The organism is Myroides sp. DF42-4-2 (assembly GCF_030326445.1).
Taxonomy (GTDB): domain Bacteria; phylum Bacteroidota; class Bacteroidia; order Flavobacteriales; family Flavobacteriaceae; genus Flavobacterium.
Genome location: NZ_JACAKI010000030.1, coordinates 1 through 20,216, shown reverse-complemented (window position 1 = coordinate 20,216; position 20,216 = coordinate 1). Strand labels below are relative to the sequence as shown.

General features: G+C 37.7%; 21 protein-coding genes. 19 read left to right on the top strand and 2 right to left on the bottom strand.

The annotated features are described in order from the left end of the window. Positions 1–270: 270 nt before the first annotated feature. Genes HX062_RS15280 through HX062_RS15270 form a run of 3 tightly spaced genes read left to right on the top strand, consistent with a single transcriptional unit; the run spans position 271 to position 1,713 of the window. A complete protein-coding gene (locus tag HX062_RS15280; protein ID WP_182628470.1) occupies positions 271–492 on the top strand; it encodes a DUF2798 domain-containing protein in 222 nt (73 codons plus the stop codon). A 1-nt stretch (position 493) separates the two neighbouring features. Next, a complete protein-coding gene (ribB, locus tag HX062_RS15275) occupies positions 494–1,141 on the top strand; it encodes a 3,4-dihydroxy-2-butanone-4-phosphate synthase (protein WP_286468004.1) in 648 nt (215 codons plus the stop codon). A 5-nt stretch (positions 1,142–1,146) separates the two neighbouring features. Next, the gene (locus tag HX062_RS15270) at positions 1,147–1,713 is read left to right on the top strand and encodes a Crp/Fnr family transcriptional regulator (RefSeq protein ID WP_286468003.1); all 567 of its coding nucleotides are present in this window, start codon (positions 1,147–1,149) and stop codon (positions 1,711–1,713) included. Positions 1,714–2,039: 326 nt separating this feature from the next. On the opposite strand, the gene HX062_RS15265 is transcribed toward HX062_RS15270, so the two are convergent. Beyond that, the gene (locus HX062_RS15265) at positions 2,040–2,258 is read right to left on the bottom strand and encodes a putative signal transducing protein (RefSeq protein ID WP_182628472.1); all 219 of its coding nucleotides are present in this window, start codon (positions 2,256–2,258) and stop codon (positions 2,040–2,042) included. A gap of 140 nt (positions 2,259–2,398) precedes the next feature. Between HX062_RS15265 and HX062_RS15260 the strand changes: the two genes are divergently transcribed. From HX062_RS15260 to mazG, 7 genes are all read left to right on the top strand, one after another. Then, positions 2,399–3,424: a threonine aldolase family protein gene (locus tag HX062_RS15260; protein ID WP_182628473.1), complete on the top strand. Its 1,026-nt coding sequence runs from the start codon at positions 2,399–2,401 to the stop codon at positions 3,422–3,424. A gap of 1 nt (position 3,425) precedes the next feature. After that, positions 3,426–4,283, top strand: coding sequence for an HAD hydrolase family protein (locus HX062_RS15255; protein ID WP_286468002.1), 858 nt, complete (start codon positions 3,426–3,428; stop codon positions 4,281–4,283). A 151-nt stretch (positions 4,284–4,434) separates the two neighbouring features. Beyond that, positions 4,435–5,421 (top strand): fumarylacetoacetate hydrolase family protein, encoded by a 987-nt coding sequence (locus tag HX062_RS15250; protein WP_286468001.1) that lies wholly within the window; start codon positions 4,435–4,437, stop codon positions 5,419–5,421. A 452-nt stretch (positions 5,422–5,873) separates the two neighbouring features. After that, positions 5,874–6,455 (top strand): non-canonical purine NTP diphosphatase, encoded by a 582-nt coding sequence (locus HX062_RS15245; protein ID WP_182628476.1) that lies wholly within the window; start codon positions 5,874–5,876, stop codon positions 6,453–6,455. A gap of 297 nt (positions 6,456–6,752) precedes the next feature. After that, the gene (def, locus tag HX062_RS15240; RefSeq protein ID WP_286468000.1) at positions 6,753–7,340 is read left to right on the top strand and encodes a peptide deformylase; all 588 of its coding nucleotides are present in this window, start codon (positions 6,753–6,755) and stop codon (positions 7,338–7,340) included. A 57-nt stretch (positions 7,341–7,397) separates the two neighbouring features. Next, a complete protein-coding gene (locus HX062_RS15235; RefSeq protein WP_182628478.1) occupies positions 7,398–7,811 on the top strand; it encodes a DUF5606 family protein in 414 nt (137 codons plus the stop codon). A 75-nt stretch (positions 7,812–7,886) separates the two neighbouring features. After that, complete coding sequence (gene mazG / locus HX062_RS15230; protein WP_286467998.1) at positions 7,887–8,678, top strand: nucleoside triphosphate pyrophosphohydrolase; 792 nt, start codon at positions 7,887–7,889, stop codon at positions 8,676–8,678. A 640-nt stretch (positions 8,679–9,318) separates the two neighbouring features. Here mazG and HX062_RS15225 read toward each other — a convergent pair. Then, a complete protein-coding gene (locus tag HX062_RS15225) occupies positions 9,319–11,442 on the bottom strand; it encodes a TonB-dependent receptor domain-containing protein (RefSeq protein WP_286467997.1) in 2,124 nt (707 codons plus the stop codon). Positions 11,443–11,729: 287 nt separating this feature from the next. Between HX062_RS15225 and bcp the strand changes: the two genes are divergently transcribed. The 9 genes from bcp (at position 11,730) to HX062_RS15180 (ending at position 19,987) form a co-directional block, all read left to right on the top strand. Next, positions 11,730–12,185 carry a thioredoxin-dependent thiol peroxidase gene (gene bcp / locus HX062_RS15220; RefSeq protein ID WP_286467996.1) on the top strand — a complete coding sequence of 152 codons (456 nt, stop codon included), beginning with the start codon at positions 11,730–11,732 and terminating at the stop codon, positions 12,183–12,185. A 47-nt stretch (positions 12,186–12,232) separates the two neighbouring features. Further along, complete coding sequence (locus HX062_RS15215; protein ID WP_286467995.1) at positions 12,233–13,216, top strand: DUF2157 domain-containing protein; 984 nt, start codon at positions 12,233–12,235, stop codon at positions 13,214–13,216. After that, positions 13,206–14,309: a DUF4401 domain-containing protein gene (locus HX062_RS15210; RefSeq protein WP_286467994.1), complete on the top strand. Its 1,104-nt coding sequence runs from the start codon at positions 13,206–13,208 to the stop codon at positions 14,307–14,309. The genes HX062_RS15215 and HX062_RS15210 overlap by 11 nt, the downstream gene beginning before the upstream one ends. Further along, positions 14,299–14,811, top strand: coding sequence for a GDYXXLXY domain-containing protein (locus HX062_RS15205; RefSeq protein WP_286467993.1), 513 nt, complete (start codon positions 14,299–14,301; stop codon positions 14,809–14,811). Before HX062_RS15210 ends, HX062_RS15205 begins: the two co-directional genes overlap by 11 nt. 9 nt (positions 14,812–14,820) lie before the next feature. Beyond that, the gene (locus tag HX062_RS15200; RefSeq protein ID WP_286467992.1) at positions 14,821–15,294 is read left to right on the top strand and encodes an META domain-containing protein; all 474 of its coding nucleotides are present in this window, start codon (positions 14,821–14,823) and stop codon (positions 15,292–15,294) included. A gap of 115 nt (positions 15,295–15,409) precedes the next feature. Then, positions 15,410–15,895, top strand: coding sequence for a copper resistance protein NlpE (locus HX062_RS15195; protein ID WP_182628485.1), 486 nt, complete (start codon positions 15,410–15,412; stop codon positions 15,893–15,895). 1,453 nt (positions 15,896–17,348) lie between these two features. Next, complete coding sequence (menA, locus tag HX062_RS15190) at positions 17,349–18,260, top strand: 1,4-dihydroxy-2-naphthoate octaprenyltransferase (protein ID WP_286467991.1); 912 nt, start codon at positions 17,349–17,351, stop codon at positions 18,258–18,260. A 10-nt stretch (positions 18,261–18,270) separates the two neighbouring features. After that, complete coding sequence (locus HX062_RS15185) at positions 18,271–18,957, top strand: metal-dependent hydrolase (RefSeq protein WP_182628487.1); 687 nt, start codon at positions 18,271–18,273, stop codon at positions 18,955–18,957. 7 nt (positions 18,958–18,964) lie between these two features. Continuing rightward, positions 18,965–19,987, top strand: a complete 1,023-nt coding sequence (locus tag HX062_RS15180) for an o-succinylbenzoate synthase (RefSeq protein WP_286467990.1) — start codon at positions 18,965–18,967, stop codon at positions 19,985–19,987. Positions 19,988–20,216 lie beyond the last annotated feature (229 nt).

The window sequence follows — 20,216 nt, the reverse complement described above, 5'->3', positions numbered from 1 at the left end:
ACAATTATCTTACAAATGAAGAAACTAAACAAACCGTGCAAATCGTAGCGTAGCGTAGATTCATCGAACACCAAAACCAATATAAACCAGGTGAGATAAACCGCGCAACGAGCAAACCGTGCAAATAACAAATCGTGCAAATAACAAATCGTAGATTCATCGAACATCAAAACCAATATAAACCAGGTGTACATTCACCAATTTTTTGATCTAAGTCAATGTTTTTGATCGGAGGGAACTAGAACTTTGTTCCAGTAAAAAATACAACATATGAATAGCAAGTATTACAAGTACGTGAATACCTTATTTGTTGTCATTCCGATGACGTTGATTATGGCATTTGTAGGGTTAATTCGAAATTATGGATTTCAAGAAGGGTGGTTTTTTCTGTTTTTAAAAGCCTGGAGTGTGATGTTACCCGTAGCCTATGGATCGGCTTTTGTCATTATCCCCAGAGCGAGAAAATATGCAGAACAATTAATTAAAAAATAAAATGGAAGATACACTACAAGAATATGGAAAAACGAGTCAAGAAAGAGTAGAACGCGCGTTGAGTTTCCTAAAAGTAGGCAAAGGAGTTTTAGTATTAGACGATAAAGATAGAGAAAATGAAGCTGATGTTGTTTTTTCAGCTCATTTGATGTCGGAGCAAGACATGGCTTTAATGATTCGCTATTGCAGCGGTGTTATTTGCTTGTGTTTAACCAATGAAAAAGCCGACGCCTTGGATTTGCCTTATATGGTTAGCGAAAATACCAGTCAGTTTCAGACGCCTTTTACCGTAACAATTGAAGCCGCGAAAGGAGTAACCACTGGTTTATCAGCTGCGGACCGCCTGACCACTGTGCGTGCGGCAAGCAATAAAAACGCAAAGCAATCGGACTTATCCAAGCCAGGACATATCTTCCCCTTGCGTGCAAAAAATGGAGGCGTATTAGAGCGAAACGGTCATACTGAAGCCAGCGTAGACCTCATGAAATTAGCTGGTTTACCACCTGAAGCAGTGCTCTGTGAACTTATGAATGACGACGGTACTATGGCTCGACTTCCACAAGCTATTGACTTTGCTGTAGAACATAAAATGACGGTACTTACCATTGCTGATATTGTGTATTATCGTACTTTTGTAAGTGAAAAATAAAGAAAATGAAGCAGTTAATCGCCTATATCCAAGAGCGAATTGAAGTAACAGAAGATGAACTGGATGTGATTCTTTCCTTTTTTAAATATGAAAAACTCAAAAAAGGAGAACAACTAAATGCGGGTGTGGGTCAAACACAGAAATTGTACTTTGTGTGTAAGGGGTGTTTGCGCGTTTTCTATATTAATGAAGCAGGACAAGATACCACGCGTTTCTTTGCCTTTGAAAACCAATTCGCTACTACTTTAGTTAGCTTTATTCAGGGAAATAGTGCGGAAGAATATATGCAAGCCCTTGAAGACAGTGATGTCTACGTCATTGCTCATCACGAATTTTATCAGCTCTTGGAATTGCTGCCCCAATGGGAAAAATTCTATCGCAAGTATTTGGAGTTTGCCTATATTAACAATACGAGTCGATTGTTTGCCATGGTAACCATGGATGCAGGCACGAGATACCAAAATCTATTGTCCCAAAGTCCACAAATTGTACAGCGATTGCCAAACAAAATTGTCGCTTCCTACCTGGGCGTCTCTCAAGAAACACTGAGTAGAATTAAATCCAAAGGGTAAGCGAGGCCAGTTATTCGTGTATGAACTGTTGAACAACACAGTGGGAAGTGAATATCCATCACTTACTGCAACCAAAAAAATAATTTTAATCCTTTAATTTCCTAGCTTATCCTTGAGTCATCAGGGATAAGCTATTTTTTGTACATATGAGAAATGCCTTACGGTCGTTTAAACTCCCCTTAGCACCACAACGCGTACCTTTGCATTAGGCAGACAAAAAAGAGGAAAAGCAGCTACTTTCCCTCTTTTTCTTTCTAACCTAATTCTTGTGTATTGAATAATTTGAGATGCGTTCTATTCAAATAGTAATATGAAGATAGTAAAAATTATTCTTCAATATTATTTTCTTGGATTAATTTTTTTGCTAGATCGAGATCTTTCTCTTCGACAAGCACGTGAACAGCCTTGCCTAAAGTGCCGTAACCCGCACCACGACCAGCTTCAATATCATCGCGAATGATATAGGCTATATTGTTCTCTTCTAGTAAGTTTCTAACGGCTAAAACCATTATTTCGCTTCCGGCAAATACTTGTTTGTGTTCCATATGTTGCTTTTTTTATTTAAAAATACACTTTTTCGATCATATAAAACCTAATTGTTTTACTTTTTTCACCTTTTTATCCCGAGGGTAACGGATAAATGAAGGAGAAAGTCTTAATTTTACTTGTTGTAAAGCCTAAGACTATGTACAACTTAAAAATAGACTACGCAGAAGGAGCACATCCAGCTATTCTCGATAAATTACTAGAAACAAATTTTATCCAACAAAACGGTTATGGTTCAGATGAGTACACGCTAGAAGCTCAGTCCATTCTGCGCAGTAAAATCAATAAACCAGCTGCTGAAATTTACTTTGTATCGGGGGGAACACAAGCCAATCTATTGGTTATATCTGCTCTATTACGTCCACATGAAGCGGTGATTAGTGCCAGTACAGGACACATTTACGCCAATGAAACGGGAGCGATCGAAGCTACCGGACACAAAGTGATTCCCATAGATAGCAAGGATGGGAAAATTACACCTACTCAAATTGAACAGACCTTGGCACAGTTTCAATTGCGCCCTCATGTGGTCAAACCCAAAGTGGTGTATATCTCCAATACGACCGAATTTGGAACCATTTATTCTGAAAGTGAATTACAAGGGATTTCCGATTGCTGTAAATCCAATGGATTGACGCTCTTTATGGATGGCGCACGATTAGGACATGCACTAACCGCAACAAATAACGATCTGACCCTCGAAAAAATCGCCAATTTAGTGGATGTATTCTATATTGGTGCAACAAAAAATGGCGCTCTTTTTGGAGAAGCAATCATTTTTTCTAACCCCCTTTGTGCTGTTGACTTTGACTATAATCTCAAACAAAAAGGAGCCCTCTTAGCAAAAGGAAGAGTATTGGGAATCCAGTTTCTATCGCTCTTTCAAGATGATTTGTACTTCAAATTAGCCAAAGAAGCTAATGAAATGGCAATGAAATTAGCGCGTGCGTGTAAAGATAGGGGATTTACTTTTTTAGTAGAACCCATGAGCAATCAGATTTTCCCTATTTTACCACTTAGCTTGATTCAACGCTTACAAGAGCGTTTTGACTTTTATGTGTGGAGACCGATCAACGCTGAATTTGCTGCCGTTCGCTTGATTACCTCCTGGACAACGGACGAATTGATGTTAGATGTATTCATTTCTATGCTGGAGGAAGAGTAAGATGGAGCATATTTTTATTACCGATTTAGACGGAACCTTACTTCAAAGTAATGGGTTCTTGAGTGTGGAAAGCGAAGAAGTACTCAACCAACTGGCATTGCCCCAACACAAAATTGCTTTTGCAACCGCACGTGGGTTAACTAGCGCACAAAAAGTGATTCATCACATAGGGTGGAACTTTCCAGTATTGCTGAATAATGGTGCTGTTATTTACGATTGGCAACGCCAAAAAGTACTGAAAATTAATGGGATCGCACCACAACAGATTCAAATGATCCTCGAATTAGGCTCAGCACATGGGCTTTCTCCCTTGATTTTTACGCTAAACGAAAAATTCGAAGAGGGGATTTTCTATCAACAAAACCCAAGTAAAGGCTTGCACTATTTTATGGGCATGCGACCCAACGACCCTCGTTTTGTGGAAGTTGAAAATATAAGTGATGCGCTAATAACAGCAGATACTCAAGGACTTGTGCTCATGTTTATTGATAGCTATGAGGCGTTAGTCCCCTTAAAATTATATCTACAAGAACGAGCCACTAATGAAGTAAATTGCCTTCTACTTAAAGATCAATATATCCCTGATCAATTTGTTTTGGAAATTTCAAGTACCACTGCAACAAAAGAACACGGAATTGCTTACCTCATACAAGAATACAACCTTAAACCAGAGCAATTGCACTTGTTTGGCGATAATTTAAACGATCAAGGGATGTTGGCCTTACCTGCTAATACCTATGCCGTTAGCAATGCACATCCCGCAATTTTAGCACAAGCCACTCACGTGATTCCGTCTAACGATCAAAGTGGAGTAGCCCAAACCATACAACACATCATTAGCCGTGAAGAAAAACGATAAATAAAAAAGTATATAGCCTAAGAAATAGTGTTGTAGTGGAAATTATACTATTCCCCATTTTTTTTATACCTTCGGCTTTTCTTTGTTTAAGCGAGAACAAGAAGAAATAAACACAATAAACCAAACTATAAAACCTAAAAAATATAGATTCATGAAATTAGCTAGTATCAACAATGGCACAAGAGATGGACAATTAGTCGTTGTAACAAGAGATTTGACAAAAGCAGTTGCAGTAAGCGATATTGCCACTACAATGCAAGAGGCACTAGATCAATGGGAAACGAAAGAAGCGCTACTTAAGGACGTATATGAAAATCTAAATGCAGGAAAACTATCTAATACAATTGATTTTACAACCGCTAAAGTAATGGCGCCAATTCCGAGAGCCTACCACTGGGCAGATGGAAGTGCCTATGTAACTCACGTAGAATTAGTGCGTAAAGCCAGAAATGCAGAGTTGCCTGAGTCGTTCTGGACAGATCCTTTGATGTATATGGGAGCATCGGATGCCTTTATTGGTGCTACAGATGATATTGAAATAGAAAAAGAAGAGTGGGGAATTGACTTCGAATCTGAGGTAGCTGTAATCACAGACGACGTACCTCCAGGAGTAGATGCACTAACGGCTCTACAACACATTAAATTAATCACCATCTTAAATGATGTATCGTTGAGAAATTTAATTCCGGCCGAACTAGGTAAACAATTTGGATTCTACCAATCTAAACCATGGACAGCTTTTGCACCAGTGGTTGTTACACCAGATGAATTAGCAGGTGATTGGAAAGAGGGGAAATTGCATTTGCCTTTACACTCTACACTAAATGGAGCCTTAGTAGGTTCGCCAAACGCAGGTGTAGATATGACCTTTAACTTCGGACAATTGATTGCCCATGCAGCGAAAACACGTTCGTTAATGGCGGGAACTGTTATCGGTTCAGGAACTGTTGCTAATCAAGGAAGCCCTACAGGATCAAGCTGTTTAGCAGAAGTAAGATGCTTAGAAACTATAAAAGATGGAAAACCAAGTACCCCATTCATGCAATTCGGTGATCGTATCGAAATTGAAATGATGGATAAAGAAGGTAAAACAATCTTCGGTCGAATCAATCAAGTAGTAAAAGAATATAAAAAGTAGGGTAGCACAAAGTGCCACGCCTAGCACAAAAAAGGAATGAACAGTCTCACCGTTCATTCCTTTTTTTATTTATCCTAGTTCCTAATCCCCTTCAATTGAGTCAACCCTATGCACGGTTGAGTATCTTATTTTATGCGTTTGAGTGTTGTTTTTTACTGATGTACGAGAATAAATCGTACTCTTGTGTAGGTTAAAACTTGTGAAGGAAATAAAAATAGACGTTAAGTTGTTTCGTTTGAGAGTCATTTTTGATATAAAATGGTTGAGTTAAATTTTATTTGATTCTCTTTCTTAAGTAAAAACGTATATTTTCTTTTACTAGGTTAGTAATTGATAAGGTGAATGAGAAGAACAAACTTGTAATGAGTTTGTTCTTTTTTTTTGGGTGTTTTTCAAAACAGTTTCTGCATTTCATTTCGTACTTTTGACAGCAATACATAAGGAAAAGAAAGATGAAACTAATTTTTGCTTCAAACAATAAGAATAAAATCAAAGAGATCAGAAATCAACTACCAGCGTCTATCGAGATATTGAGTTTAGAGGACATTGGTTGTATGGTTGATATTCCAGAAACCGCAGACACAATAGAAGGAAATGCGTTGCTCAAAGCCGATTATATCAAAAGGCATTACGGATTCAATTGTTTTGCGGATGATTCTGGACTCGAAGTCGATGCTTTAGGGGGAGCCCCTGGTGTGTATTCAGCGCGATATGCAGGAGAAGAAAAGAACGATCAAGCCAATAACGAAAAGTTGCTAGGTGAATTAGCTGACAAAACCAATCGCAAAGCCAATTTTAAGACAGTAATTGCCCTGCATTACAACGGAGAACAGCACCTGTTTACAGGAGTAATACCAGGTGAAATCTTGCTAGAACAACAAGGGGAAGGCGGATTTGGTTATGATCCTCTATTTCAAGCAGAAGGTATGAGCAAATCATTTGCCGAATTGACTTTAGAAGAAAAAAATGCAGTTAGCCACAGGGGAAAAGCAGTGGCACAGTTGGTGGCATTTCTCAAAAACAAAGAAGACTAAAGGTCTTTGAGGCAAGTCCAAACAAGGAAAAATCAAAAGAGGACGGAAATTTGTATTCCTAACCAAAAAATATGCAAAGCGATCCTATTATCTATTTTTCTGTTTTAACCGTTTATGAATCAGTATATTAATTATTAGTACTAATGATAAATGGATACATTGACCCAAAGAAATGAGGAGAGAATAGAGAAGAACAGCAAAAGTTAAACGTAAAAAAGTTTTGTAGTCTTATAGAATACTATAAATTTGATTAATTTTGCATTCATTTTAATACAATAAAGAGACAAAATAACAACTATGATACTATCAATTGTTGGATATGGAGATCCTGTTTTGCGCAAATTAGGAGAAGACATCACCAAAGATTATCCAAACCTAGACGAATTAATTGCTAATATGTACGATACGATGTATTCCGCTAGTGGAGTTGGATTAGCAGCGCCTCAAGTGGGATTGCCCATTCGTTTATTCGTAGTTGATTGTGCACCATTTGCAGAATTAGAAGATAATACAGCAGAAGAAAAAGCGTTTTTAAGTACCTATAAAAGAACCTTTATCAATGCTAAAATCATAAGTGAAGAAGGAGCGGAATGGTCTTTTAACGAAGGTTGTTTAAGTATTCCCGATGTACACGAAGCTGTTGTGCGTAAAGAGCAAATTGTAATTGAATATTATGATGAAACCTTTACTAAATACACGGAAACCATTAACGGATTGGCAGCACGTGTCATTCAACACGAATACGACCACATCGAGGGAATCTTATTTACAGACAAGCTTTCAAGCTTAAAAAAGAAATTAATCGCAAAGCGATTAAAAAATATTATGGAAGGCAAAGTGTTTACCGACTATAAAATGAAATTTGCTGCTAAAAAAGGTAGATAAAAAGTTGGAAATTAAGAACTAATTAAGATATTTGTTACAAAAGAAAAATTTTAGAAAATGAGTTTAGAAAAAGTATTAGCTATTTCTGGTAAACCAGGATTATTTGAGTTAATTGTTCAAACACGCACAGGATTTATCGCAGAATCATTAGTTGACGGGAAAAGAAGTACAGTAGGATTAAAAAACAACGTTAGTTTATTATCTGAAATATCAATATACACGCACGAAGGAGAAGTTAAACTTTTTGACGTATTCAAAAATATAGCGACAAAAGAAAACAACGGAGAAGCAATTTCACACCGTGTTTCTGATCCTGAATTAGTAGCCTACTTCCAAGAAGTATTACCTAATTACGACGCAGACCGCGTGTACAACTCTGATATTAAAAAAGTAATCAACTGGTATAATATCGTACAAAAAAGAGGATTAATTCAAGAAGCTTTCCAAGAAGCTGTTGAAGAAAGCAAATAAGAAAAAAGAATAGATAAAAAAGCTCGTTAGTTAACGGGCTTTTTTTAGTTTTATAAGCAAATATAACCAAGCCAAATGCATACACAAGAAGAAAAACTAGTAGCTATTGGACGATTGCTCACCATCATGGATGAGTTAAGAGTACAATGTCCGTGGGATAAGAAGCAAACTTTCGAATCACTGCGTTCCTTGACCATTGAAGAAGTTTATGAATTAGCCGATAGTATTTCCAGTGGAGACACCCAAGAAATGCAAGGTGAATTAGGCGATTTGCTGATGCACATTGTCTTTTACGCCAAAATTGGAAGTGAGAAAGGGCTGTTTGATGTAAAAACTATTGCAGATGGAATTTGTGATAAATTAATCTATAGGCATCCGCACATTTATGGAGATGTAAAGGTGTCCAATGAGCAAGAAGTCTTGCAAAATTGGGAAGAACTAAAGCTAAAAGCAGGGCGAAAATCCGTTCTAGAAGGTGTACCCACGAGTTTACCTGCCATCATAAAAGCCCTACGCATGCAAGAAAAAGCAAGTGGAATTGGATTTGATTGGAGTGATAAAGCCGATGTTTGGGCCAAAGTAGAAGAAGAAATACAAGAGTTTAAAGTTGAAGAACAAGCGGGAAATAAAGCCTTGATGGAAAAAGAATTTGGCGATATTCTCTTCTCTTTAGTGAATTACGCCCGATTTGTAGGTATCGATCCTGAACACGCCTTGGCCCAAACCAACCAAAAGTTTTTATCGCGTTTCCAACTGATGGAAGACCTCATTCAAACAGACCAAAAGGAACTCCCTCAGATGAATCTCGAACAAATGGACGTCTATTGGGAAAAAGCCAAGCAATTAACACAACCTAAGACGAAGTAAGATCGCTTGCATAAAGTAGGCCATGGAGGAAGAAAAGCGCAGCAGAACTATTGCGCATTTGTGCTGTGTCTACCTCTAAATTACACATACAAAGAATACTTTTGACTATTTAGTTTTTGAATCCATTCCGTGCGAAGCTATACACAAAATAAAGGTGGGTGATGTCACTTTTAGGAATTCAAATCAGAGTGAAGTTGAACCTCAAGTGAGCGTTTGCGAACAACGAATAAAACCCGATCAAACGAAATTCAATGCTTTTATCTAGGTAATAGAAGATTTTCTACTGAATATGGCTTGATGTATTATTTAGAATAAAACTAAATCAATGAGTTATAATTAGTTATTTGTTAAAGTTAAAAGAGTTTTATTGATTTGTTGTAATTGTTTAGAAAAATTGGCAAAAATATTTTAAGGTTTTGACATCCAATTTATTTGACCTATTTTGCACCGCAAATCAACATAGAGGTCCCCACTTCGAAACGAATGGTCTAGATAGTATGACTCCTAATGGGATCTTAAAATAAAAAAACAAACAATAAAAATCAAATTGGACAAGTAGCCCGTCTAGATTTTATGGTAAAAAAGAAAGCCAACTCCGCGAGTTGGCTTTTTAATTTGTCATGATCATCCCCAATCTACCTTAGAGTTTGTAGTGGAAAGATAGGGTGACAATTCGACTATCTAAGTCGTACTCTTGCTTAATCCTCGAATCAAAATTAGTCCCCATCAGGGTAAAGTGATTTGTTTTTAATACATCAGAAAGAGCTAGTTTTACACTTCCTTTTTCTTGTAGTATTGTTTTAGAAGCGCCAATAGACAAATCAAAATATCCTTCTCTTTTGTATAAACCAATATTCGATTTGGAAAAATACTGCGCATTGACCTCTGCTTTTATTCCTTTAGGTAGGGTAAAACTATTTTGAGCATTGAGCGTAAATGCAACTTGCTTGCTGTTAATGCTTGTTTCTTGGTATGTTCCTTTATATTGATTGTTAAATAAGTTAAACATACTGCTCATGGTCCAAAAGTCTGTAGGGTTTAGGGTAGCTGTTAGGGTAGCGCCATAGTGGTATGACTTACTTAAGTTTTCAAGTGTTTTAACTAAAATCGTTTGATTTTGCTCGTAGGTGTAAACTTGGGTCATCACGTCTTGGGTTCGACTAAAGTAAAGCGTAGCAATAAGGTAATTACTCCACATATAGCCTACTTCTGTAGCATGAGTAAGTTCAGGCTTTAATCGAACATTTCCCTGCCAATAGTTAAAGGGATCGTTGTAGAAGCGAAAGGGGTTTAAGTCAAAATGACTCGGTCTATTGATTCGCTTGCTGTATGAGGCGTAATAACTATGTCCCTGATCTGTTTCATATTTGATAGACGCACTGGGAAACAAGTTGTTGTAATCGGTTTGGTGTTGTTCACCTGTTGTTTTCTGATGAATATCGCGCTCAGTATACTCGTTGCGCAAGCCCATTTGAATTTGCCAATGTGCTGTGGCTAGCTTATAGTTGATATAGGCAGCGTGAATTTGCTCCTTATACTCATACTGGTTGGTAGTTTCGGGATCTACAATCCAATGGTCGCCTTCTTCTACGTGATATACAGAAGGATTGTTGTTGGACTTTACCGTTGATTTCCAACCTGTTTCTATCGTATGTTGCTCAGTAAACGGAATTGTAAAATCGAGCTTCCCATTGAATACGCCTAGTGTAGAAGGGATTTCTCCCTTTCGATTGGCGTAACGTTCAGCTGTGGAAATCAAAGGAGTTTGTAGCTGGCGCTGTTTAGAATTAAACTTTGAACGCTCGTACTCCACATCTACATCCATCACTGTTCCTTGTTCTGAAAACGCATGGGTTCCATGTAGGCTGTACGTGTAATCATACCAATGCTCTAGATTGTAATTATCCGTCTCAATCGAAGAATACAAGCTCGAAATAGGAGCGTAGATTTGACTTATTCCGGCGGATTTGTTTTCATAACGCCCAATCTTGGCATCAACGACTAGGCCGATAGAGGTTTTGGGCGTTAGCTGATAATCGGTTCCCAATTTGAAATTGTTGGACGTTAAAGGTTCACTCGTTTTGTATTGTTGGTGGGTATGTCGAAGAGGAGTAGTGGGGGATGCCGCATCAAAAAAGTCTTGATCAAAGGTCTTGCGCTCTTCTTCTCCTCTAAAGGTGTGAGTGTAATCTCCATATACGCGCCAAGCTTGGTGAGCGTAATTGAGCGTAAATCCCGTGTTCATACGATTCTTGCGTCCTCGACCTCCACTGGCAAAAACACTGCCATTTATCCCGTCTAAGAGACTTGTCTTGAGTACAATATTGATGATCCCCGCTTGACCAGCAGCATCGTACTTGGCTGAAGGATTGGCGATAATCTCTATGTTCTTTACTACAGCCGAATTGGTCGAACGCAGTAAATTTGCTAATTCTTTCGAAGATAGCGAACTCAACTTACCATTGATCATCACACTCACTCCTTGCTTGCCGCGAAGCGATAATTCGCCATCCTGGGATACAACAACACCCGGTGCACGACCCAATACTTCTAAAACTGTACTACCTTCGGATAACACACTGTGCTCAACACTGAACACCATCTTATCTGCCTTTTGTTGAAAAACAGGTCGATTCACACGGATCACAACTTCTCCAAGATCGGTACTCATTGCGTTGTACATACTGTCTAATTGTGCTTCTGTCTGCGCAAATACAGGCAAACTACAACAACTAAGCAATAAAAAATAGATGCGATTCTTCATTTCTATAGCGGGTTTTTAGCTTATAATAGCTAGATTGTTATTTAGATCAATTAAAAATAATATTCATTGTTCGCAAATATAGAATTATTTAGAATGATTTTAAGTAATTTTTGTGATTATTTACAACAGCCTGATCGTTAGTATTTTGTCAATACGAAATTGTTATCTTCGTGTAAAAAATCTTTTAAAAATAGGTAGTTGAGCAATATATGCAAATCCCATACGCATAAAATGATGGGGCTATCTAAAAAAAAAGTAATTTTACTAATCACAAAAAACGAAATAAAATGACACATTTAAAAGTTGGCGATCAAGCGCCAAATTTTGTTGGTATAGATCAAGCAGGAGTAAAACATGAATTGAGTGATTACAAAGGCAAGAAGCTAATCCTCTTTTTTTACCCAAAAGCAAGTACACCAGGTTGTACAGCGGAAGTGTGTAACTTGAGAGATAACTATCAGCTGCTAAAAGAAAAGGGGTATGAACTGTTGGGTGTAAGTGCAGATTCAGCAACAAGACAGCAAAAGTTTATTGATAAAAACAAGTTGCCTTTTCCTTTGTTAGCCGACGAAAGTAAAGAAGTACTCCACGCCTTTGGCGTTTGGGGGCCTAAGAAATTCATGGGAAGAACCTATGACGGTATTCATCGCATGACATTTGTTATAGACGAAAATGGAGTGATCGTCCAACTAATTGAAAAAGTAAAAACAAAAGATCACGCGGCTCAAATCTTAGAGTTGTAAACCAAAGAGCGCTTAAACGCTCTTTTTTGCTTGTTTTAAAATTGTATATGAAAGAAAAGAAACTAAACAAACGCGAGTTGTTCTTATTTAAAGCATACACCTCCATAGCAGATCAAGATTTTGAAGTGCTTTATCAGCAGCATGGACTAGCGTCAGAAAAACAGTGGAAAGACTTTATCTATTGGGCTTTACTAATCTGTGGAATCGGATTTTTAGTCAGTGGAATCGTATTTTTCTTTGCGTTTAACTGGGATCATATGCCCGTAACGGTCAAGTTTTCACTAGTGGGGCTAGGCATTGTGCTAAGTGGCTATTTTGCTATTACTCCCCGTGTAAATGAGTCTGTCAACAAAATAAGTCTGTTGGCAACCACCGTGTTAATTGGCGTATTGCTGGCTGTTTTTGGACAAACCTACCAAACCGGTGCCAATGCTTATGATTTGTTTTTAACCTGGTTGATCGTTGCAACGCCCTTAACTCTTGTGGGTCAATCGACCTATCAATGGCTGTTTTTCAGTATTTTGGCCAATACTACTCTTATTTTAGCTTGTGTTCAACGCCTACAGGTGGATTCCATTTTTGTCGGTATTCTCCTTTTACTCCTCTTAAATGTAGTGCTATTATTCCTTCCTTTGTGTAAGGTATTATACCGAAATTTCGAGATAGGGAATAGCTATACGCAGATTCAATCCGTTGCTATGTACCTCTTAGCAACTGTGGGATTTGGCTGTTGGCTATTTACAAATGACAGTAGTTATCGCCCAGAAGAACTGACAGGAGCACTTTGGACTTTATTGCTCTCCCTAGGTCTTATCGGGGGTGGATTGGTGTTGGGGTGGATGAGAAAGCAAATTTACTTGTTTTCTTATGCCCTAATAGCAGCAATAAGCGGTGGACTCATGTTGTGGATGAAGCTCTTTAAGGATAGTTCAGAAGGACTCCTCGTCTATATGTTATACGCAATTGGCGGTATATTCTTTATTATTAAAATGGTATCAACCAAATCAAAAGAGTGGAAGCATGAAAACTAATTCGTGGAGAGACTTGATGCATCAAGTAAAAGAACAAGGCGTAGTCGTTGAGGAACAATTGACCGCTCGAATAGAAGAGGAGCACTCCATCAAGTATGTGTTTCTCAAAATTGTTGCTATTGTTGGTAGCCTCTTGGCTATGGGGTTTTTTTTCGGATTCCTCTTTCTAACTATTGGCGATGAGCTGGGGTTTGCAGCCTTTGCTCTCTTTGGTACGCTCTTATATGCGCTTAGTTTTTTAGGCAATAAAAAGAGTGAACCCGCTTTGAGAGATGGCGTTTTTGTAGCTACCTATTGTAGCGCTTTCGCTTGTTTTCTAGCGGCTTTCTTCGATTTGCAAACAAGCGATTCCGTTAATTGTCTGGTTGTACTGCTACTAAGTGCCGTTGGACTAGTCGCCTTTAAAAGTAAGATTATTCAGTTTTTATCCGTTTTAGGGGGTTACTACGGATTGATTTACCTGTTGAAATTTAACCACCTAGGCTATATGGCTCTTGCTTTGTTTTGGGTTGTCCTAGTTGGCGTATTCCTGCTTTTTACAAAGGAATTACAACTCAAAATCAAAGGGACGTTTTTCGCCCAAAAACACACAGCCTTGAGCAATGGCCTGTTTTGTATTCTCTTTTTTGAAGTAATGCTAGATAATTTAGCGTTAATTCAACCTTCAAGTTGGATCAATCACACGAGATACGTCGAGTTTAACCTGATCGGTAATCGCTTCTACCTCGCTTTTGTTGGAGTGATTCTCTTGGGATTGACATATTTTACCATACAGCAAATTGGACGAAACATTCTGTTTAAACAACCCAATCTCCTCTCAGGTGGATGCGCCCTCTTTATCTTGAGCCTTGCCTTTTTTATGCACGGATTTGGCATGTCTTTAGCCATCAGTATTTTTCTATTGGTATGGGCCTATCATTTTCGCTTTCAAAAAGGAGTCGTCGTCGCTATAGTGATGTTGCTGTCTTCCCTTGTGTGCTATTACTATTATTTGCAAGTAAGTTTACTTGTAAAATCCCTCATCCTTATGGGGTGTGGACTGTTGTTTATGAGTGTATTTGTAATTTATAATCGGTTAAATCGTGAAAAATAAGAGAAATATTGTAGTGGTGGTAACCCTTGTTTTGTTTGGTGTATTCTTCTTGAGAGCAATACAACAGAAAGAACAAACCATCAAAGAAGGCCGATTAGTACTGTTCGAATTGGCTCCTGTTGATCCGCGATCGTTAATGCAAGGCGATTATATGCAGCTTAATTATGCGATTAACGAACAATTGCGCGCATCAGGAATAGATCGAACCGCTCTCAACAAACGCGGCTTTGTTATCGTCAGCCTCGACCAACAACACAGAGCAACGTTTAAGACAATTAGCAGTAAAAGCCTAGTGGAACTGCCACTTGGTGATTCACTCCTCCCAGTAAAATACTTCAATTGGGACGGATTCACCCTATCCGTGGGTGCAGAAAGCTATTTCTTCCAAGAAGGGAAAGATACCCTTTTTGACCGTGCAAAATACGGCGGATTACGTATAGATTCAGAGGGAAATAGCGTGTTAATCGGACTGTATGACGAAGAATTAAAAATAATAGAATAACAAGAAAAAATGAAAAAATTAGGATTGGGAATTGCAGTAGTATGTGCTTTGGTTACTGCAGGATGTAAGAGTCAAGCTGTGCAAAGCGAACAAAATCAAAGCCAAATGACAACACCTACCAAGACGTTTGAAATCGAAGGAGAATGGGTATTAATTGATATGAAATCCCACTATATGACTGATGAAACACTAGAGGACCTGTTCCCAGTAAAAATACCTTTCATGGTTGTTGATGCCAAAGAAATGATGATTTATGGTAACAATGGTTGTAATGTGTATCGCGGACCGATCAAGCAACTAGATGAGCAACGCTTCATTCTAGACAAAGGCGTCGCTTCCACCTTAAAGTATTGTTCAGGGGTGAAACAAACCGTATACATGCAAGTACTAGGGGTAGTAAAAGAGTATAAAGTTGAAAATGATACACTTTTGTTACACTCAAAAGACGAAAAAGTATATTTAAAATTTAAGAAAAGTAAATAACTTCGTCTATTTTGTTAATATTTGAATTATATTTTTATTTCCTGTCAAAATATGTTTATCTGTTAAAAAAAAAGTGTAATTTTGAAGTAAAATAATAATTAAAAATTTAAAAGCTATGAAAAGAAAATATGTATTAGCCTTAGCTATTCTTGGTCTAAGCGTATCAACACTAGTTAGTTGTAAGAAAACAGACAAAGGAACTGCTGAAACAACAGATCCAACGACTAAAACAGAAGAAGTAACTAAAGAAGGAGCAGAAGAATCTTTACAAGACAATTCTAGAACTTCACTAGATTGGTCTGGAACTTACGCAGGTGTTCTTCCTTGTGCAGATTGTGAAGGAATCGAAACAACGCTTGAAATCAAAGAAGACGGAACGTATAAGCAAACAAGTTTATACAAAGGAGTTGGAAAAGGAGAGAAGTTTACAGAGGAAGGTAAATTTGAGTGGGATTCAACAGGAAGTAAGTTGACTTTAACACCTACAAAAGGGGAAGTTAGTTTTGTAGAAGTACACGAAGGTAGTGTGTTGTTTTTAGATAAAGAAGGCAATACGGTTACTGGACCTTTAGCAGAAAACTACCGTTTGATGAAAAAATAATCGATTGATTTAAACTGTATAAAAGAGCAAAACACGGTGTTTTGCTCTTTTTTTTACCCCTATAGCAGTTAAATTAGGTGTTCTTTTACTGATTTAAACCTCCGTTTTTTGATTGATATACCTTTAATATCGCCCTAGTTTTTATCTTATTTAAAGCGCTAATTCACCGGATTTGAACCAACATTTTTGTTCTAATCTACCTTTAAAACGGCCCTAGTTTTTATCTTATTAATGCGCCAATTCATCGGATTTAAACCTATTTTATTTGGCTAATCTACCTTTAAAACGGCCCTAGTTTTTATCTTATTAATGCGCCAATTAATCGGATTTAAACCTATATTTTTGGCTGATATACCTTTATATATCGCCTTCATTTTTATCTTTTTTATGCGCCAATTCATCGGATTTAATCCTCCGTTTTTTGACTGATATACCTTTAATATCGCCTTCGTTTTATCTTATTTAAAGCGCTAATTCATCGGATTTAAATCTATATTCTAGGCTAATTTACCTTCAATACTGCCTTGTTTTTTATCTTATTTATGCGCTAAATTACCTTTACAATTGCCTGAATGAGTCTCCTTTTTTACCTGCAAAATCACTTGTTTTAAACCAAGAATATCAAGCTAAACTGCCCTTTTACTACTACTGTTTTTTGTTTTCTTTTTCCTCTTTTCATTTCGATCTACAGCAAATGCCAAACTATTTTTTACGGTAAATACCGTTGGAAGTAGACCCTTTTGATGGAGAAATAACAAGGGAATGTACTCTTGCTTTTTCTCTTTTTTTGCTGTTGTTCACCTGATAAATAGGGCCATTACCTCTTCTTTTTTTCCTTTTAAAAGACTGTTATTTGATGTTTTATATGGATACAAAGGACATAAATAGAGGAGTGGTTCGTAAAATAAAAGTCTTTATTTTGCTGTATTTGGTTGTTTTATTAAGCTATTTAAACTTGTTAACTTCAATAGGTAACTTTTTATTTACGCTATTGTTTTTGTCTTAATTGATACAGCCTTTTAACCCTTAAAATAGCAAAAAACAATACATAACTAAATGTTATGAGTTTTATTTCTGAAAACTAATCTATTGATTGTTAAAAATATAAGTCTATTCAGGTGAATCTATGCTTTAGGATGAATTAAATCACTTTAAGTGATTTTTTGCTTGTTTACTTTTTAACCCTTTAGGGGTGTTTTTTAGGGCTTTCGCTTATTTAAGTAGCTTTATTTAAAGTATAAGTTTAGCACTTATTTTGTTGTAATAAACATTGTCTATGTCTAAATAATACAACTTCTAATTTGAGGAGTTTGCTTGTGTTTTCTTTGGTTGAATCTTTTGCTTTTTGGATTGAACTAAAAATTAGATCACCTTTCTGTTTACAATTTAATTATCCTTAATTTTGCGCAACTAGTCTGTAGAGGCTGTTTTATTTTTTTGAATGTTTGCACCTATGTCTAAAACGAAAACATGGATTTCTGCCGCAAGATTGCGCACCTTACCTTTGTCAATTTCAGGAATCATTGTAGGATCTGCTTGTGCATTTCCTTACTTTGCTCATCACCCCCATTTTTACCTCATTTTTACTTTTGCCATTTTGACGACTTTGCTGTTTCAAATCTTGTCTAATTTCGCCAACGATTATGGCGATGGGGTAAAGGGAACAGATAACGAAAATCGACTGGGTCCACAACGTGCATTACAGAGCGGATTGTTAAGCAGAGAAGAGTTGAAAAAAGGAATTGTCTTTACTTCGGGCTTATCGCTTATTTCAGCTTTGATTTTAATTTATCTCTCCTTCGGGAAGGATCACTTTTTTACCTCCTTGTTTTTCTTTGTGCTCGGTATTAGTTGTGTGGCTGCCGCGATTAAATATACTGTCGGACAATCTGCCTATGGGTATAGGGGATTAGGCGATGTATTTGTCTTTGTCTTTTTTGGATTGGTTGCTGTGTTGGGCAGTTTTTATCTCTATGGTCAACAGTTGAACCCATGGGTAATTTTACCTGCAATAGCCGTTGGTAATTTGAGTATTGCTGTTTTGAACATCAACAATATGCGCGACTTAGATGCGGACAAAATGGTCGGTAAAAATACACTAGCTGTTAAGTTAGGTCGGTCAAAGGCTAAACGCTACCACTACCTCATCGTTTTGTTTGCGATGATCGCTTTTGTCGTCTATGCACAACAAAGCGAAATAGCCCTGTGGAAATATGCGTTTGTCTTAGGGTATATTCCCCTGCTAAAACACTTGGTCTTTGTCAAAAACAACACAGATCCCAAAGCCTTGGACAGCCAAATGAAAATTGTTGCATTAAGCACATTTTTGGTATCTGTACTTTTTTCCTTAGCTTTAATCCTATAAAATAAAAATTATGAAAATAACGTATTACGGTCATGCTTGCTTAGGCATTCAAATTGAAGATATTCACTTAGTTGTCGATCCTTTTATTACAGGCAATCCTTTGCCTGAGGCAAAAGCTATTAACGTAGAAGAAATAAAAGCAGATTACATTTTGCTGACACATGCCCATGGAGATCACATTGCAGATGTAGAGCTGATTGTAAAAAACAATCCAGAAGCCATTATCGTTTCCAATGCGGAAATCGCAGGGCACTATGAGGCAAAAGGATTCAACGCACACCCGATGAACCACGGTGGAAGTTGGCAGTTTGACTTTGGTAAAGTTAAATACACTCCCGCTATTCATTCGAGTTCCTTTCCCGATGGAAGCTATGGCGGTCAGCCTGGAGGATTTGTCATTGAAAGCAAAAACAAAAATGTCTACATCGCTGGAGATACCTCTTTAACGATGGACATGAAGTTAATTCCCCTGTTTACATCTTTGGATTTAGCTGTATTCCCAATCGGAAGCAATTTTACTATGGGAGTAGAAGAAGCTGTTGTAGCCTCAGATTTTGTTCAGTGTGACAAAGTGCTAGGGTATCATTTTGACACCTTTGGCTATATTGAGATTGACCATGAAGAAGCCAAGCGCCTCTTCTTTGAAAAAGGAAAAGATTTGATGCTTTTGCCAATCGGCGAGAGTTTAACGTTATAAGAGAAAGATGAAAGCAACGTACAGCAAGCATATTTTGCGTTTTAAGAGACCTTCCTCTACATCGAGAGGGGTAATGACAGAAAAAGAGACTTGGTTGCTTAAAATAGAGGAAAACGATAAAATTGGAATAGGAGAGTGCGGGATACTGCGCTCTCTTAGTTTTGATGATCGTCCCAACTATGAAGCAAAATTGCAATGGGTGGTAGAGCATATCCACTTGGGAAAAGATGTTCTTTGGGAAGAACTGCGCGAGTGGCCTTCCATTCAATTCGGTCTTGAACAAGCGTTTTTGTCTCTGTCTAGCACACATCCCTTTGTGCTTTTTCCTTCTGCTTTTGTGGATGGCACAGCGGCAATTCCCATCAATGGCCTAGTTTGGATGGGAGAAGAAAGCTTTATGAAAGAGCAAATTGACGAAAAAATAGCACAGGGATTTACTTGTGTCAAATTAAAAATTGGCGCTATTGACTTCCAAGCAGAACTGAATCTTTTACACCATATTCGAAAGCACTTTACCGCAGCTCAAATCGAACTGCGCGTAGATGCCAATGGAGGATTTACAGCAGCTGATGCACCGGGGAAATTAGCGCAATTAGCGCAATTAGACCTTCACAGTATCGAACAACCCATCAAACAACGACAAGTCGAACAAATGGCAGCTTTGTGCCAAACAACGCCTTTGCCTATTGCCTTGGATGAGGAATTGATCGGCCTAACTTCCTACCAAGAGAAAGTAGCCCTATTGGAAGCAATACGCCCCCAGTATATCATTTTAAAACCCAGTTTAGTCGGTGGTTTTAAAGGAAGTCAAGAGTGGATTGATATTGCTGAAAAGCTACAAATTAAGTGGTGGATTACCTCTGCACTAGAAAGTAATATCGGTTTGAACGCCATTGCGCAATGGACATTTACCCTAGGCAATCCAATGCCTCAAGGTTTGGGAACAGGTGCGCTGTATACCAATAATTTTGATTCGCCTTTGGAAGTTAAAAACGGTCAACTGTGGTATAATCCTGAATTGGGATGGTAAGAGGTAAGAGGTAAGAGGTAAGAGGTAAGAGGTAAGAGGTAAGAGGTAAGAGGTAAGAGGTAAGAGGTAAGAGGTAAGTGGTAAGTGGTAAGTGGTAAGTGGTAAGTGGTAAGTGGTAAGTGGTAAGTGGTAAGTGGTAAGTGGTAAGTGGTACTCACTATTCACCACTCACTATTCACCACTCACTATTCACCACTCACTATTCACCACTCACTATTCACCACTCACT

Coding starts and splice junctions, on each gene's coding strand:
- HX062_RS15215 (WP_286467995.1), top strand. CDS start 12,233: ATGAAAGAAAAGAAACTAAACAAACGCGAGTTGTTCTTATTTAAAGCA.
- bcp (WP_286467996.1), top strand. CDS start 11,730: ATGACACATTTAAAAGTTGGCGATCAAGCGCCAAATTTTGTTGGTATA.
- menA (WP_286467991.1), top strand. CDS start 17,349: ATGTCTAAAACGAAAACATGGATTTCTGCCGCAAGATTGCGCACCTTA.
- HX062_RS15200 (WP_286467992.1), top strand. CDS start 14,821: ATGAAAAAATTAGGATTGGGAATTGCAGTAGTATGTGCTTTGGTTACT.
- HX062_RS15270 (WP_286468003.1), top strand. CDS start 1,147: ATGAAGCAGTTAATCGCCTATATCCAAGAGCGAATTGAAGTAACAGAA.
- HX062_RS15255 (WP_286468002.1), top strand. CDS start 3,426: ATGGAGCATATTTTTATTACCGATTTAGACGGAACCTTACTTCAAAGT.
- HX062_RS15195 (WP_182628485.1), top strand. CDS start 15,410: ATGAAAAGAAAATATGTATTAGCCTTAGCTATTCTTGGTCTAAGCGTA.
- HX062_RS15245 (WP_182628476.1), top strand. CDS start 5,874: ATGAAACTAATTTTTGCTTCAAACAATAAGAATAAAATCAAAGAGATC.
- HX062_RS15280 (WP_182628470.1), top strand. CDS start 271: ATGAATAGCAAGTATTACAAGTACGTGAATACCTTATTTGTTGTCATT.
- def (WP_286468000.1), top strand. CDS start 6,753: ATGATACTATCAATTGTTGGATATGGAGATCCTGTTTTGCGCAAATTA.
- HX062_RS15265 (WP_182628472.1), bottom strand. CDS start 2,258: ATGGAACACAAACAAGTATTTGCCGGAAGCGAAATAATGGTTTTAGCC.
- HX062_RS15250 (WP_286468001.1), top strand. CDS start 4,435: ATGAAATTAGCTAGTATCAACAATGGCACAAGAGATGGACAATTAGTC.
- HX062_RS15180 (WP_286467990.1), top strand. CDS start 18,965: ATGAAAGCAACGTACAGCAAGCATATTTTGCGTTTTAAGAGACCTTCC.
- HX062_RS15260 (WP_182628473.1), top strand. CDS start 2,399: ATGTACAACTTAAAAATAGACTACGCAGAAGGAGCACATCCAGCTATT.
- HX062_RS15235 (WP_182628478.1), top strand. CDS start 7,398: ATGAGTTTAGAAAAAGTATTAGCTATTTCTGGTAAACCAGGATTATTT.
- mazG (WP_286467998.1), top strand. CDS start 7,887: ATGCATACACAAGAAGAAAAACTAGTAGCTATTGGACGATTGCTCACC.
- HX062_RS15185 (WP_182628487.1), top strand. CDS start 18,271: ATGAAAATAACGTATTACGGTCATGCTTGCTTAGGCATTCAAATTGAA.
- HX062_RS15225 (WP_286467997.1), bottom strand. CDS start 11,442: ATGAAGAATCGCATCTATTTTTTATTGCTTAGTTGTTGTAGTTTGCCT.
- ribB (WP_286468004.1), top strand. CDS start 494: ATGGAAGATACACTACAAGAATATGGAAAAACGAGTCAAGAAAGAGTA.
- HX062_RS15210 (WP_286467994.1), top strand. CDS start 13,206: ATGAAAACTAATTCGTGGAGAGACTTGATGCATCAAGTAAAAGAACAA.